The following is a 13898-nucleotide window of genomic DNA, read 5'->3' on the forward strand; positions in this document are numbered from 1 at the left end:
GGATTTCGATCCGGGGCCCGCCCCTTTTACGCGTGTTGACGTTAACCGGGGCGGTGCGGGGTGGGTGCGCAGCCCGGCGCCGTCGGGGTGCCTCCCCCAGAGGGGGTACCCCCAGCGCCCACCCGTGCCGCCCCAGCGGCACGACTGCCCGCAGCTGGGCGCGCCGGCCCGCAGGTACGAGAGAAGGCCCGGTGCTCCCCGTCACGGGGAGCACCGGGCCTTCTTGGGTGGGGTTATGCCTTGTGGAGGCGGAAGGTGAGGGTGAGGGGCTCGTCGGTGAAGGGGGTGCCGTAGGTGTCGTCCGCGTCACCCTGGGCGAAGTCCGTGGCGAGGACCTCGTCGGCGATCAGGGCCGTGTGCTCGGTCAGGGCCGCGATCGTGGCCGGGTCCGTCGCCGTCCAGCGCAGGGCGATCCGGTCGGCCACGTCCAGGCCGCTGTTCTTGCGGGCCTCCTGGATCAGGCGGATCGCGTCACGGGCCAGGCCCGCCAGGCGCAGCTCCTCGGTGATCTCCAGGTCCAGGGCGACCGTCGCGCCCGAGTCGGACGCCACCGACCAGCCCTCGCGCGGGGTCTCGGTGATGATCACCTCGTCCGGGGCGAGGGTGATCGTCTCACCGTCGACCTCGACCGACGCCGTGCCCTCGCGCAGCGCGAGCGACAGCGCGGCGGCGTCGGTGTTCGCGACGGCCTTGGCCACGTCCTGCACCCGCTTGCCGAACCGCTTGCCCAGGGCGCGGAAGTTGGCCTTGGCGGTGGTGTCCACCAGGCTGCCGCCGACCTCGGAGAGCGAGGCCAGCGAGGAGACGTTCAGCTCCTCGGTGATCTGCGTGTGCAGCTCGGGGTCGAGGGACTCGAAGCCCGAGGCCGCCACCAGCGCGCGGGACAGCGGCTGACGGGTCTTCACACCCGACTCCGCGCGCGTGGCGCGGCCGAGCTCCACCAGGCGCCGTACGAGCACCATCTGCCTCGACAGCTCCGGGTCGATCGCCGTGAGGTCCGCCTCCGGCCAGGAGGACAGGTGGACGGACTCCGGGGCGTCCGGGGTGACCGGGGCGATCAGGTCCTGCCAGACCCGCTCGGTGATGAACGGGGTCAGCGGGGCCATCAGCTTGGTGACCGTCTCCACGACCTCGTGCAGGGTGCGCAGCGCCGCCTTGTCGCCCTGCCAGAAGCGGCGACGGGAGCGGCGGACGTACCAGTTGGAGAGGTCGTCGACGAACGCGGAGAGCAGCTTGCCGGCGCGCTGGGTGTCGTACGTCTCCAGGGACTGCGTCACCTGGTCGGTGAGCGCGTGGAGTTCGGAGAGCAGCCAGCGGTCGATCAGCGGGCGGTCGGCCGGGGCCGGATCGGCCGCGGACGGCGCCCAGTTGGACGTACGGGCGTACAGGGCCTGGAAGGCGACCGTGTTCCAGTACGTCAGCAGGGTCTTGCGCACGACCTCCTGGATGGTGCCGTGGCCCACGCGGCGGGCCGCCCACGGCGAACCGCCGGCCGCCATGAACCACCGCACCGCGTCGGCGCCGTGCTGGTCCATCAGCGGGATCGGCTGGAGGATGTTGCCCAGGTGCTTGGACATCTTGCGGCCGTCCTCGGCGAGGATGTGGCCGAGGCAGACCACGTTCTCGTACGAGGACTTGTCGAAGACCAGCGTGCCGACGGCCATCAGCGTGTAGAACCAGCCGCGGGTCTGGTCGATGGCCTCGGAGATGAACTGCGCCGGGTAGCGGGACTCGAACAGTTCCTTGTTCTTGTACGGGTAGCCCCACTGTGCGAACGGCATCGAACCCGAGTCGTACCAGGCGTCGATGACCTCCGGCACGCGCGTGGCCGTGGTGGCGCACTGCGGGCAGTCGAAGGTGACGTCGTCGATGAACGGGCGGTGCGGGTCGAGTTCCGACTGGTCGGTGCCGGTCAGCTCGGTGAGTTCGGCGCGGGAGCCGACGACCGTGAGGTGGTCGTTCTCACAGCGCCAGATCGGCAGCGGGGTGCCCCAGTAGCGGTTGCGGGAGAGCGCCCAGTCGATGTTGTTCTGCAGCCAGTCGCCGAAGCGGCCGTGCTTGACCGTCTCCGGGAACCAGTTGGTCTTCTCGTTCTCCTGGAGGAGGCGGTCCTTGACGGCGGTGGTGCGGATGTACCAGGACGGCTGCGCGTAGTAGAGGAGCGCGGTGTGGCAGCGCCAGCAGTGCGGGTAGCTGTGCTCGTACGGGATGTGCCGGAAGAGCAGGCCGCGCTGCTGGAGGTCCTCGGTGAGCTTTTCGTCCGCCTTCTTGAAGAAGACGCCGCCGACCAGGGGGACGTCCTCCTCGAAGGTGCCGTCCGGGCGGACGGGGTTGACCACCGGCAGACCGTAGGCGCGGCAGACCTTGAGGTCGTCCTCACCGAAGGCGGGGGACTGGTGGACCAGACCGGTGCCGTCCTCGGTGGTGACGTACTCGGCGTTGACCACGTAGTGAGCGGGCTCCGGGAACTCCACCAGCTCGAAGGGCCGCTGGTAGGTCCAGCGCTCCATCTCGGCGCCGGTGAAGGACTGGCCGGTGGCCTCCCAGCCCTCGCCGAGGGCCTTGGCGAGCAGCGGTTCGGCGACGACCAGCTTCTCCCGGCCGTCGGTCGCGACGACGTAGCCGACCTCGGGGTGGGCGGCGACGGCGGTGTTGGACACCAGCGTCCACGGGGTCGTCGTCCAGACCAGGAGCGCGGCCTCGCCGGCCAGCGGACCGGAGGTGAGCGGGAAACGGACGTACACGGACGGGTCGACGACCGTCTCGTAGCCCTGGGCCAGTTCGTGGTCGGACAGGCCGGTGCCGCAGCGCGGGCACCAGGGGGCGACGCGGTGGTCCTGGACCAGCAGACCCTTGTTGAAGATCTCCTTCAGCGACCACCACACGGACTCGATGTACTCGGGTTCCATCGTGACGTAGGCGTCGTCGAGGTCGACCCAGTACCCCATGCGGGTCGTCAGGTCGGCGAAGGCGTCGGTGTGCCGGAGCACCGAGTCGCGGCACCTGGCGTTGAACTCGGCGATGCCGTACGCCTCGATGTCCTTCTTGCCGCTGAAGCCGAGCTCCTTCTCCACCGCCAGCTCCACGGGCAGGCCGTGGCAGTCCCAGCCGGCCTTGCGGGCCACGTGGTAGCCGCGCATGGTGCGGAAGCGGGGGAAGACGTCCTTGAAGACGCGGGCCTCGATGTGGTGGGCGCCGGGCATGCCGTTCGCGGTGGGCGGACCCTCGTAGAAGACCCACTCGGGGCGGCCCTCGGACTGCTCCAGGCTCTTGGCGAAGATCTTCTGCTCGCGCCAGAAGTCGAGCACCGCGTGTTCGAGCGCGGGCAGGTCGACCTGGGCGGGCACCTGGCGGTACGTCGGCTGTGTCATCAGCGGGCTTCCTCCGGCGGACTTGCTGCTTTCCGTCCGGAGGGACGAGAGCTGCGTCTTGCGTTGCGCCGTTCCGGGCGCGCTCCCGCGGTACCACCCTCCTTGGCCCCCCGACGCGTCCTGTGCCTCGGTGAGCCCTCTCATTGGGGCAGCGATGCCGGGTCTACTCGCCCTCGGTCCGGGCTTTCTTCCGGCGGCTCCGGGGTGATCTTCACGTCGCGCTCGCCCCCGGGCTCCCACCGTCCCCGGGTCGCTCTGGGCTGCGTACGCCGCTACTCGTCCCCATCCAAGCTTTTCGCTCCGCCCAGTGTACGGCGCGCCGGGGACGGCGGCCGACCGGTTTTCCCGGCCCCTCGGACCGGGGTCGGGCGTGGCCTGCGGTGACCCGAATGGTCCGGTACGGGTGTTCGCATTCCGGGACGTCCGGCTTCGCGGATTACCCGGCGGGGAGCTGGGCACAACGCATGCATGTCGGCCACGTGGCCTCCGCGCGGCGGGCGAATCGGGCGGTGCGCCCCATTGCCGCGGGACTCGAGTCGATTTATCGTCCCAGCACGATTCGCGAGCAAGATCACAATATGTGAAGGGGTCGCGGCCATGGTGGCGAAGAAGACCGCCGTACAGCAGTCGGCGACCGGCAGCTCCACGACAGCCTCCGGCGACGCGGCCGAGGACGTCGGCGGGAAGAGGAGCACCCACAGGGCGTCCGCGGGGCGGTCCGGCGGGACCGCCACCGGGAAGGGCCGGGCGAGGAAGACGGCGGCCGGGAAGAGCACGGCGAGGAAGGCGGCGGAGAGCGCCGCCGCGGAGGGTGCGGAGAGCGCGGAGGCTGGGGTCATTGGCGGCGCCGCCACCGGCCGCGCCGCCAATGACGGCGCGGCCGCCGGGAAGCCGGTCGCCAGGAAGGCCGCGGCGAAGAGGACCCCGGCGAAGAAGATCGCGGCGAAGAGGACCGCGGCCGCGAAGAGCACCGCGAGGAAGACCGTCGCCAAGAAGGCGGCGGGGAAGAGCACGGCCAAGACGGCGGGTGCGGCGCAGGCCGCGGAGCAGACGGGAGCCACGACGGTGGTTGCGAAGAAGACTCCTGGCACGGCCACGGCGGCGAAGAGCGGCGTTCCCCAGGCACGCGTCTCCGCGGCGGTGGTGCCGGGGGAGCTCGCGGTACGGCCCGGTGAGGACCCCTGGACCCCCGAGGAGGTCGCTCAGGCCCGCGCCGAGCTGACGTCCGAGGGGGAGCGACTGAGGGCCGAGATCACCTCCTCCGAGCGGGCCGTCGCCGGTCTGATGCGGGACTCGGGGGACGGCGCCGGCGACGATCAGGCCGACACCGGGACGAAGAACATCACCCGGGAGCACGAGCTGGCGCTGGCCGCCAACGCCCAGGAGATGCTCACCCAGACCGAGCGGGCCCTGGAGCGGCTGGACGCCGGCACCTACGGCCTCTGCGAGAACTGCGGCAACCCCATCGGCAAGGCCCGTATGCAGGCGTTCCCGCGCGCCACGCTGTGCGTGGAGTGCAAGCAGAAGCAGGAACGCCGGTACTGAGGGCCCACTCGGGCGTGCCGTACCCTCGTCCTCAGTCAGGTACCTAGGTTGAGGGACTCACGTTGACAGAGGCGGAGCGCATCATCGGTACGCCGGAATCCCCGGACGGGGCCGAGGCAGAGCCGGAGCAGTCGTCCGGGCCGAACGGGCAGGAGGCCGGCGAGGCGCGGCCCAGGGGCAGGCGGCGGATCGCCGTGCTGTTCGCGGTGGCCGCGTTCGCGTACGCCCTCGACCTGATCAGCAAGATGATCGTGGTGGCCAAGCTGGAGCACCACGAGCCCATCGAGATCATCGGGGACTGGCTGAAGTTCGAGGCGATCCGCAACGCCGGGGCCGCCTTCGGCTTCGGCGAGGCCTTCACCGTGATCTTCACGGTGATCGCGGCCGCCGTGATCGTGGTGATCGCCCGGCTCGCCCGCAAGCTCTACAGCCTGCCCTGGGCCATCGCCCTCGGTCTGCTGCTGGGCGGTGCGCTGGGCAACCTCACCGACCGGATCTTCCGTTCGCCGGGCGTCTTCGAGGGCGCGGTCGTGGACTTCATCGCGCCCAAGCACTTCGCCGTCTTCAACCTCGCCGACTCGGCGATCGTGTGCGGCGGCATCCTGATCGTGCTGCTGTCCTTCAAGGGACTCGACCCGGACGGCACCGTCCACAAGGACTGAGCACCGGTACGGGACCGGCTCACCCGTCCGGCATACTCGACGGGTGAGCACGATTCCCGAGATCCGTACCCTGCCCGTGCCGGACGGCCTGGAGGGCGAGCGCGTCGACGCCGCAATCTCCCGCATGTTCGGCTTCTCCCGTACCAAGGCCGCGGAGCTCGCCGCGGCGGGCAAGGTGCTGGTCGACGGCACGGTCGTCGGCAAGTCGGAGCGGGTGAGCGGCGGCGCCTGGCTGGAGGTCGAGATGCCGCAGGCCGCCGCGCCGGTTCAGGTCGTGGCCGAGCCGGTCGAGGGCATGGAGATCGTGCACGACGACGACGACGTGGTCGTGATCGTCAAGCCGGTCGGGGTCGCGGCGCATCCGTCGCCGGGCTGGACCGGGCCGACCGTCATCGGCGGGCTCGCCGCCGCCGGGTACCGGATCTCCACCTCCGGCGCCGCCGAGCGGCAGGGCATCGTGCACCGGCTCGACGTCGGCACCTCGGGTCTGATGGTCGTCGCCAAGTCCGAGCGCGCCTACACCTCGCTCAAGCGCCAGTTCAAGGAGCGCACGGTCGACAAGCGGTACCACACGCTCGTCCAGGGCCACCCCGACCCGACCAGCGGCACCATCGACGCGCCCATCGGCCGGCACCCCAACCACGACTACAAGTGGGCGGTCACGGCCGACGGCAAGCCGTCCGTCACGCACTACGACCTGATCGAGGCGTTCCGCGCGGCCTCCCTGCTCGACGTGAAGCTGGAGACCGGCCGCACCCATCAGATCCGCGTCCACATGGCCGCCCACCGCCACCCCTGCGTCGGCGACCTGACCTACGGCGCCGACCCGACCCTCGCCAAGCGGCTGCGCCTGACCCGGCAGTGGCTGCACGCCGTCCGGCTCGGCTTCGAGCACCCCGGGGACGGCCAGTGGGCGGAGTTCTCCTGCGAGTACCCCGACGACCTCCAGCAGGCGCTGGACCAGGTGCGCGAGGAGACCTACGGATGACCGTCCCCGCGTACGCCGTGCGCGTCGCCGCCGAGGACGCCGACCGGGCGCTGTGCTTCGCGGTGCGCCGGGAGGTCTTCGTCGGCGAGCAGGGCGTGCCCGAGGAGATCGAGTACGACGCCTACGACGCCGTCGCCGTGCATGTGCTGGCGGTGCGCAAGGACGGGGTGCCGCTCGGCGCGGGCCGTCTGCTGCACGGCGAGGCCGCCGCGGCGAAGGTCGGCGGCGACCCGTCCGTGGGTTCGCTCGGCCGGCTCGCGGTGTCGAAGGAGGCACGCGGTCTCGGCATCGGCGCCGCGCTGGTGCGCGCCATCGAGGACGCGGCCCGTGAGCGCGGCCTCGCCGCGGTCGACCTGCACGCCCAGACCCAGGCCCTCGGCTTCTACGAGCGGCTCGGCTACGAGGCCTACGGGCCGGAGTTCCCCGACGCCGGCATCCCGCACCGGGCGATGCGCCGCGCTGTGTAGCTTCGCGCCGAAAGCGCTGGTGAGAGCGGTGCCGTGGCAGGCTTGAGCCCTGCCCTGTGGACGCCGACCTCGCCGGAGCGCTGACCGTGGACCAGTTGGCCCTGTTGTTCGTGCTGTTGCTCGGGGCCGTGGTGAGCGTCCCCGTCGGGGAGCGGCTCGGGCTGCCCGCACCGGTGCTGATGACCCTGCTCGGCGGGACGCTGGCGCTGCTGGACTTCGTGCCCAACGTCGAGGTGCCGCCCGAGCTGATCCTGCCGCTGCTGTTGCCGCCGCTGCTGTACGCGGCGGTGCGGCGGACCTCCTGGCGGCAGTTCGCCGCCAATGTGCGGCCCATCGTGCTGCTGGCGGTGGCGCTGGTGTTCGTGACGACCGCGTGCGTGGCCGCCGTGGCCGACGCGGTCATCCCCGGTCTGCCGCTGGCCGCCGCGGTCGCGCTCGGCGCCCTGGTCGCGCCGCCCGACCCGGTCGCCGCCACCGCCGTCGCGGGCCAGCTCGGCTTGCCCCGGCGGCTGGTGTCCATCCTGGAGGGCGAGGGGCTGTTCAACGACGTCACCGCGATCGTGCTGTACCACGTCGCCATCGCGGCCGTCGTCAGCGGCAGCTTCTCCTTCTGGCAGGCCGGGCTCGACTTCCTCCTCTCCGCGCTGGTGGCGCTGGCCGTCGGGCTCGCCCTGGGCTGGGGCGCCAACCGGCTCATGGGGCTGCTCGGCGACCCGACCCTGCAGATCGGGCTGACCCTGCTGGTGCCGTACGCCTCCTACGTGCTGGCCGAGGAGCTGCACGGGTCCGGGGTGCTGGCCGTGCTGGTCACCGCGCTGTTCCTGGCGGAGTACGCCATCGACGCGGACGACGTGATGACCCGGCTGGCCGGGCACACGGTCTGGAACGTCGTCGACACCCTGGTCACCGGCGTCGCCTTCGGGCTGATCGGCCTGGAGCTGCACAACGCCGTACGGACCGCCTCCGGGCGCTGGGGCGAGCTGCTGGGCTGGGCGGCGGCCGTGGCGGGCGTCGTGGTGCTGGTCCGGCTGCTGTGGCTGCTGCCGGCGACCTGGCTGACCAAGCGGATGCACGCCAAGCGCGACTACGACGAGGACATCCCGGTGAGCTGGCGGGAGACCGTCGTGATGTGGTGGTCGGGGATGCGCGGGGTCGCCTCGGTCGCGCTGGCGCTGGCGATCCCGCTGGAGGTGGACGACGGCTCCGCCTTCCCCGACCGCGACGAGATCATCTTCATCGCGTTCGGGGTGATCATGGCGACGCTCGTGGTGCAGGGGCTGACGCTGCCGTGGCTGGTCAGACGGCTGGGGGTGCGGGCGGACGCGGCACACGAGAAGGAGTTCGAGAAGGAGCTGGCGGTGCGCGCCGCCCGGGCGGCGAAGCGGCGGCTGCGGGAGATCGAGGCGGTCGAGGAGCTGCCCGACGAACTGGCCGAGCAGATGATGCGGCGGGCCTTCGAGATCGGGGTGCGGATCTCCCCGGACCTCGGCGACGAGGAGCGCCGGGAGGTGCGGCGCACGGTCAAGCGGATGCGGCGGATCCAGACGGAGATGCTGAGCGCGGCGCGGCACGAGGTGCTCGCGGCACGCAGTGAGCCGGGGGCCGATCCGGAGGTGGTGGACCGCGTGCTGCGCCATCTCGACGTACGCAGTCTGCGGTGACCGGCGCCGCGGGCCGCCCGTGGGGGCGGCCCGCGGTGGTCAGCGGCCCGTGCGCGGCGGCTCGTGGGCGCGGCGCGAGGGGGCGCCGTCCGGGGAGCGCAGCGGGGCCGGGATGCCCGGGGGCAGGGCGGCGTCCGCGGTGTTGACCCGGGGGAGCGCGTAGGGGTGGTGGCGCGAGAGCCAGCGGATCATCTGCTCGCGGACCGTCACCCGGACCGTCCAGATGTCGTCGGCGTCCTTGGCCGTCACCAGCGCCCGTACCTGGATGGTGTTCGGGGTGGCGTCGGTGACCGTCAGGTCGCAGGAGCGGCCGTCCCAGGCGGGGCACGCGCGCAGGATGTCGCGGAGCTGCTCGCGCATCAGGTCCATCGGGGCCGAGTGGTCCAGGTGCCAGTAGACGATGCCGGTCATCTGGATGCCGCCCCGGGACCAGTTCTCGAAGGGCTTCGAGGTGAAGTACGACACCGGCATGGTCAGCCGGCGCTCGTCCCAGGTCCGCACCGTCAGGAAGGTCAGCGTGATCTCCTCGACCGTGCCCCACTCGCCGTCCACCACCACGGTGTCGCCGATGCGCACCATGTCGCCGAAGGCGATCTGGAACCCGGCGAACATATTGCTCAGCGTCGACTGCGCGGCCACACCCGCGACGATGCCGATGAGCCCCGCCGAGGCCAGCAGCGAGGCGCCGGCCGCCCGCATCGCGGGGAACGTCAGCAGCATCGCGGCCACGGCGACCACGCCGACCACCGCCGCCACCACCCGGGTGATCAGCGTCACCTGGGTCCGCACCCGCCGTACCCGGGCCGCGTCGCGGTGGACGCGGGCGTAACGGCTGTACGTCGTCTCGACGACCGCGCCCGCGATCCGGATCACCAGCCACGCCGTCGAGCCGATCAGCACCAGCGTCAGCGTCTGGCCGATCCCGATCCGGTGCTCCTCCAGCACCTTGGCGGAGTCGTAGGAGCCCCTCAGCAGGGCCGCGCAGAGCACCAGTTGGTACGGGACACGGGCCCGGCGCAGCAGACCCCACAGGGGCGTCTCGGAGTGCCGGCGGTCGGCCTTGCTCAGCAGCACGTCCGTGACCCACCCGATGAGCAGGGTGAGCACGACCGAGCCGCCGATCACGATCAGTGGTCGGAGTACGTTCTCCATGCCTTCGAACGTAACCGCGATCCGGGGGTGCTGAACATCCGGCCCTCTGAGACGCCGGACACGGCGCTGCCGTACCCGGCTGGCACCATGGCCCCATGAACATCATGCTCTTTCACTCGACCTTCGGTCCGCGCCCCGCGGTGGGGCAGGCGGCCGACCGGCTGCGCGAGGCCGGACACGAGGTCTGGACGCCGGATCTCTTCGAGGGCCGTACGTTCGACACGGTCGAGGAGGGCATGGCCGCCCAGGAGGCGATCGGCAAGGACGAACTGCTCAGGCGGGCCGTGCTGGCCGCCGCCCCCTATTCCGAACGGGGCCTGGTCTACGCCGGGTTCTCGCTCGGCGCCTCCGTCGCGCAGACCCTCGCCCTCGGCGACGACAAGGCCCGCGGACTGCTGCTCCTGCACGGCACCTCGGACATCGCGCCGAACGCCGCGGTGGACGAACTGCCGGTGCAGCTGCACGTCGCCGAGCCCGATCCGTACGAGACCGACGACTGGCTGAGCGCCTGGTACCTCCAGATGGGCCGGGCCGGCGCCGACGTGGAGATCTACCGGTACGCCGGGGCCGGTCACCTGTACACCGACCCCGGCCTGCCGGACTACGACGCCGAGGCCGCCGAGGCCACCTGGCGGGTGGCGCTCGGCTTCCTCGACTCGCTCGGCTGACGCCGGCAGCGCGCGGATCACACCGGGTCGTAGGTGCGCTCCACCTTCTGGGTGCCGGTGCGGGTGCGGTACGAGCGGGCCCAGGACGCCGTGGCGTCGGCCTTCGCGCGGTCCGACAGGACGTAGAAGTCCATCTGCGCGCGGGCCGCGGTGATGTCCAGGACGCCGAAGCCGTGGCGGTCGGTGTCGACCCAGTGGACATGCCGGTTGGCGGCCCTGATGACCGGCGCGGCGACCGCGGAGACCGTGCCCTCGGGGACCTTCACGATGTCGTCGAGGTTGTCGGAGGTCACCGAGGTGACCACGAACTCCGTGGCCGCCGAGGCCGACAGCGGGTACGTGCCGGCGTTCACCGGGACGTCGTTGGCCCACGCCATGTGGATGTCGCCGGTCAGGAACACGGTGTTGCGGATCGCGTTCGCGCGCAGGTGGGCGAGGAGTTCACGGCGGTCGTCCGTGTAGCCGTCCCACTGGTCGGTGTTGAGGGCGAGGCCCTCCTTGGGCAGTCCGAGCAGTTCGGCGAGCGGCTTGACCAGGTCGGCGGCGAGCGAGCCGATGGCGAACGGCGCGATCATCACCGAGTTGCCGACCAGCCGCCAGGTGGTGTCGGAGGCCGACAGGCCCGCCTTCAGCCAGTCCAGCTGGGCGCGCCCGGTGAGCGAGCGCTCCGGGTCGTCCACACCGCCGTTGCCGACGGACGCCTGCTGCGAGCGGAAGGACCGCAGGTCCAGCAGGGAGAGATCGGCCAGCTTGCCGAAGCGCAGCCGCCGGTAGGTGGTGCCGGCGACGGCCGGACGCACCGGCATCCACTCGAAGTAGGCCTGCTTGGCGGCGGCCTGACGGTCCGCCCAGGCGCCCTCGGCGCCCTCGGTGTGGTTCTCCGCGCCGCCGGACCAGGTGTCGTTGGCGATCTCGTGGTCGTCCCAGATCGCCACGCAGGGCGCCGTCGCGTGCAGCGCCTGGAGGTCGGGGTCGGTCTTGTAACGCCCGTGCCGGGTGCGGTAGTCGGCGAGGGTGAGGATCTCGTGCGCCGGCGCGTGCGGCCGTACGACGGTGTCGCGGGTGCCGTACTCGCCGGTGCCGTACTCGTAGATGTAGTCGCCGAGGTGCAGCCAGGCGTCCAGGTCGCCGCGGGCGGCGAGATGGCGGTACGCGGAGAAGTGGCCGGCCTCCCAGTTGGCGCACGAGACGACGCCGAAGCGCAGGCCCGTCACGGCCGCGTCCGCCGCCGGCGCGGTGCGGGTACGCGCCGCCGGGGAGGTCGTGCCGCCCGCCGAGAAGCGGAACCAGTAGTCGGTGGCGGGCCGCAGACCGCGGATGTCCGCCTTGACGGTGTGGTCGGCGGCGGCCGTGGCCCGGGTGGAGCCCTCGGCGACGACCTGGGTGAACGCCCTGTCGGTGGCCACGGTCCAGGCGACCTCGGTGTCCGGGCCGAGCCCGGAGCCGGGTATCGCCTCCGGCACCGGGGTCACCCGGGTCCACAGCAGGACGCCGTCGGGCAGCGGGTCGCCGGAGGCCACGCCGTGCAGGAACGCGGGTGCCGTGCCGGCGGCGCCGGCGGGCGCCGCGGCGAGGAGCGGTCCGGCCAGGACAGCGGAGGCCGCCGCGGCCTTGACGACCGTACGGCGGCGCGGGGAGAGGGAGTTGAGCGGCTCGTGGGATCTGTGTCGACTGGTCACGAGCCATCAGGTTACTGAGCGGTATGAACGAGGGCGGGCGAACTCGCGAAAGTTCGCCCGCTCTTCGGCTCCGGTTCGGCCCGGGGGGCCGGTTCAGCCCTTGAGCGCCGCGTTCACCAGCGTGGTGTACTCGTCCACCGTCAACGGCGGGTTGCCCTGGTCGGTGGTGAGCATCTTGCCGTCCATCACCAGGCTCGGGGTGCCGGTGACCTCGTCCTTGTTGGTGTCGAAGGTCTTCGACATGGCCAGCGCCCAGGCGTCGTAGGTGCCGTTCTTCACGGCGTTCCGGAACTTCGCGTTGTCCTTCAGGGCGTCGACGGTGTCCGCGATCTCGATCAGGTAGTCGTCGTCCTTGAACTTGTCGTCCGACTCCTCGGGGTGCCACTTCTCGGAGTACAGCGCCGTCTTGAGGTCGAGGAACGCCTCGCCGCTCACGTTCAGCGCGGCGCCGAGCGCGCTCATCGCGTTCTTGGAGCCCTCGCCGTTGCTGCCGACCGTGCCGTCGCCCAGCTGGTCGCCGTCGAGGAAGGTGCCGCCGACGAACTGGATCTTGTACTTGCCGTCCTCGACGTCCTTGTCGACGGTCGAGCCGACCGTCTGCTCGAACGAGGCGCAGATCGGGCAGCGCGGGTCCTCGTAGATCTTGAGGGTCTTCTTCGCGCTGTCCTCACCGATGACGACGGTCGTGCCGTTGGTGCCCGTGGTGTTGGCCGGGGCGACGACCTTCGCGTCCTGGAGGGACTCCCAGTGGCTGGGCTTGTTCGACTGGACGACGGCGTAGCCGATACCGCCGGCCGCGGCCAGCACACCGACGACCGAGCAGGCCACCACGGCCTGCCGCTTGACCTTCGCCCGCTTGGCCTCGCGCTCGCGCTCGACGCGCAGCCGCTCGCGCGCCGCCGACTTCGCCGCCTGGCTGTTCCGCTTGCTCATGTCTGTTTTCTCCATGGGGAAGCGCACACGCAGTGTGTGCGGAATACATAGGGGTGGACCGGTTCTGCTCAGGCGAAAGCGGCCGAGCGGGGCGGTCCACGCCGTCCCAGGGAGTGCACGAGGAGCCGCTCACGGGCGGCGGTGGTACGGCGGCGGGGGCGCGGCACCCGGCGCGCCGACCGGGCCGGCCGGACGGTCACGGCGGCCACCGCGAGCAGCAGCGGCCGGAAGGTGGTGGCGCCGACGGCCCGCAGCAGCTGGGCCAGCGCGCGCTCACCGCGGCGCAGCCAGGCGGCGGCGAGCAGACCGACGGTGAGGTGGGCGCCGAGCAGCAGCCAGGCGGTCCTCGGGTCGGAGTGGGCGAGCAGGGCCGCGATCCGGTCGGTGCCGGTCCGCTCGCCGACGGCGGTCAGTGCGGTGCCGACCCGGGTGCCGTCGCCGCACAGCAGATTCAGGCCGACCGAGCGCAGGGGGCCGGTGACCGGGCCGCCGGCGGCGCCGTAACAGGCGTGCTGGCCGGCGGTGAAGAGGGTGTCGGCGGCCAGCTCCAGCGGGATCAGTAGCGCGGCGATCCGGCCGAAGCCGCGCTCTTGCCGTCCGGCCAGCGCGTAGGCGACCGCGAACACCGTGACGGCGACCAGCGCCACGGTGTTCAGCGGCAGCGGGGCCCGGGACAGCAGAACGTGCGACGCGGTGCTGAGCGTCACGACGAGTGCCGTGAACAGCGCCGCGCGGAGCGCTCGCAACTGGGTCCCGGATATGTCCATAGCGC

At 71.8% G+C, this 13898-nt stretch carries 11 protein-coding genes; 6 read left to right on the forward strand and 5 right to left on the reverse strand.

Translation table 11 applies throughout. The annotated features are described in order from the left end of the window. Nucleotides 1-233: 233 nt before the first annotated feature. On the reverse strand, nucleotides 234-3371 hold the full coding sequence (gene ileS, locus ABT296_RS13985) for an isoleucine--tRNA ligase (protein ID WP_351926743.1): 3138 nt from the start codon (nucleotides 3369-3371) through the stop codon (nucleotides 234-236). Nucleotides 3372-3968: 597 nt separating this feature from the next. Here ileS and ABT296_RS13990 point away from each other — a divergent pair. The 5 genes from ABT296_RS13990 to ABT296_RS14010 all read left to right on the forward strand — a co-directional run bounded on the left by ABT296_RS13990 (nucleotide 3969) and on the right by ABT296_RS14010 (nucleotide 8694). Then, nucleotides 3969-4916 (forward strand): TraR/DksA C4-type zinc finger protein, encoded by a 948-nt coding sequence (locus ABT296_RS13990; protein ID WP_351926745.1) that lies wholly within the window; start codon nucleotides 3969-3971, stop codon nucleotides 4914-4916. A 62-nt stretch (nucleotides 4917-4978) separates the two neighbouring features. Beyond that, the gene (gene lspA, locus ABT296_RS13995; RefSeq protein WP_351926747.1) at nucleotides 4979-5578 is read left to right on the forward strand and encodes a signal peptidase II; all 600 of its coding nucleotides are present in this window, start codon (nucleotides 4979-4981) and stop codon (nucleotides 5576-5578) included. A 43-nt stretch (nucleotides 5579-5621) separates the two neighbouring features. Further along, nucleotides 5622-6566, forward strand: a complete 945-nt coding sequence (locus ABT296_RS14000) for an RluA family pseudouridine synthase (RefSeq protein ID WP_351926749.1) — start codon at nucleotides 5622-5624, stop codon at nucleotides 6564-6566. After that, complete coding sequence (locus ABT296_RS14005; RefSeq protein WP_351926751.1) at nucleotides 6563-7033, forward strand: GNAT family N-acetyltransferase; 471 nt, start codon at nucleotides 6563-6565, stop codon at nucleotides 7031-7033. Before ABT296_RS14000 ends, ABT296_RS14005 begins: the two co-directional genes overlap by 4 nt. Nucleotides 7034-7119: 86 nt before the next feature. Beyond that, nucleotides 7120-8694 carry a Na+/H+ antiporter gene (locus ABT296_RS14010; protein ID WP_351927037.1) on the forward strand — a complete coding sequence of 525 codons (1575 nt, stop codon included), beginning with the start codon at nucleotides 7120-7122 and terminating at the stop codon, nucleotides 8692-8694. A 39-nt stretch (nucleotides 8695-8733) separates the two neighbouring features. Here the strand turns inward: ABT296_RS14010 and ABT296_RS14015 are convergent, their stop codons facing one another. Then, nucleotides 8734-9846, reverse strand: coding sequence for a mechanosensitive ion channel family protein (locus tag ABT296_RS14015; RefSeq protein WP_351926753.1), 1113 nt, complete (start codon nucleotides 9844-9846; stop codon nucleotides 8734-8736). A 95-nt stretch (nucleotides 9847-9941) separates the two neighbouring features. Between ABT296_RS14015 and ABT296_RS14020 the strand changes: the two genes are divergently transcribed. Continuing rightward, nucleotides 9942-10514 carry a dienelactone hydrolase family protein gene (locus tag ABT296_RS14020; RefSeq protein WP_351926755.1) on the forward strand — a complete coding sequence of 191 codons (573 nt, stop codon included), beginning with the start codon at nucleotides 9942-9944 and terminating at the stop codon, nucleotides 10512-10514. Between the two features lie 17 nt (nucleotides 10515-10531). Here the strand turns inward: ABT296_RS14020 and ABT296_RS14025 are convergent, their stop codons facing one another. The 3 genes from ABT296_RS14025 to ABT296_RS14035 form a co-directional block, all read right to left on the reverse strand. Then, a complete protein-coding gene (locus ABT296_RS14025; protein WP_351926757.1) occupies nucleotides 10532-12193 on the reverse strand; it encodes an alkaline phosphatase D family protein in 1662 nt (553 codons plus the stop codon). A 93-nt stretch (nucleotides 12194-12286) separates the two neighbouring features. Then, nucleotides 12287-13126 carry a thioredoxin domain-containing protein gene (locus ABT296_RS14030; RefSeq protein ID WP_351926759.1) on the reverse strand — a complete coding sequence of 280 codons (840 nt, stop codon included), beginning with the start codon at nucleotides 13124-13126 and terminating at the stop codon, nucleotides 12287-12289. Between the two features lie 68 nt (nucleotides 13127-13194). After that, nucleotides 13195-13893, reverse strand: a complete 699-nt coding sequence (locus ABT296_RS14035) for a hypothetical protein (RefSeq protein WP_351926761.1) — start codon at nucleotides 13891-13893, stop codon at nucleotides 13195-13197. Nucleotides 13894-13898: the final 5 nt, after the last annotated feature.

The sequence above is a fragment of the Streptomyces sp. NPDC000983 genome, from assembly GCF_040299205.1.
Classification (GTDB): Bacteria; Actinomycetota; Actinomycetes; order Streptomycetales; family Streptomycetaceae; genus Streptomyces.

Bases quoted from the DNA above. Each gene is read 5' to 3' on its own strand.
- ileS (WP_351926743.1), bottom strand. From the start codon at position 3,371: ATGACACAGCCGACGTACCGCCAGGTGCCCGCCCAGGTCGACCTGCCC.
- ABT296_RS13990 (WP_351926745.1), top strand. From the start codon at position 3,969: ATGGTGGCGAAGAAGACCGCCGTACAGCAGTCGGCGACCGGCAGCTCC.
- ABT296_RS14005 (WP_351926751.1), top strand. From the start codon at position 6,563: ATGACCGTCCCCGCGTACGCCGTGCGCGTCGCCGCCGAGGACGCCGAC.
- ABT296_RS14015 (WP_351926753.1), bottom strand. From the start codon at position 9,846: ATGGAGAACGTACTCCGACCACTGATCGTGATCGGCGGCTCGGTCGTG.
- ABT296_RS14020 (WP_351926755.1), top strand. From the start codon at position 9,942: ATGAACATCATGCTCTTTCACTCGACCTTCGGTCCGCGCCCCGCGGTG.
- ABT296_RS14030 (WP_351926759.1), bottom strand. From the start codon at position 13,126: ATGAGCAAGCGGAACAGCCAGGCGGCGAAGTCGGCGGCGCGCGAGCGG.
- ABT296_RS14035 (WP_351926761.1), bottom strand. From the start codon at position 13,893: ATGGACATATCCGGGACCCAGTTGCGAGCGCTCCGCGCGGCGCTGTTC.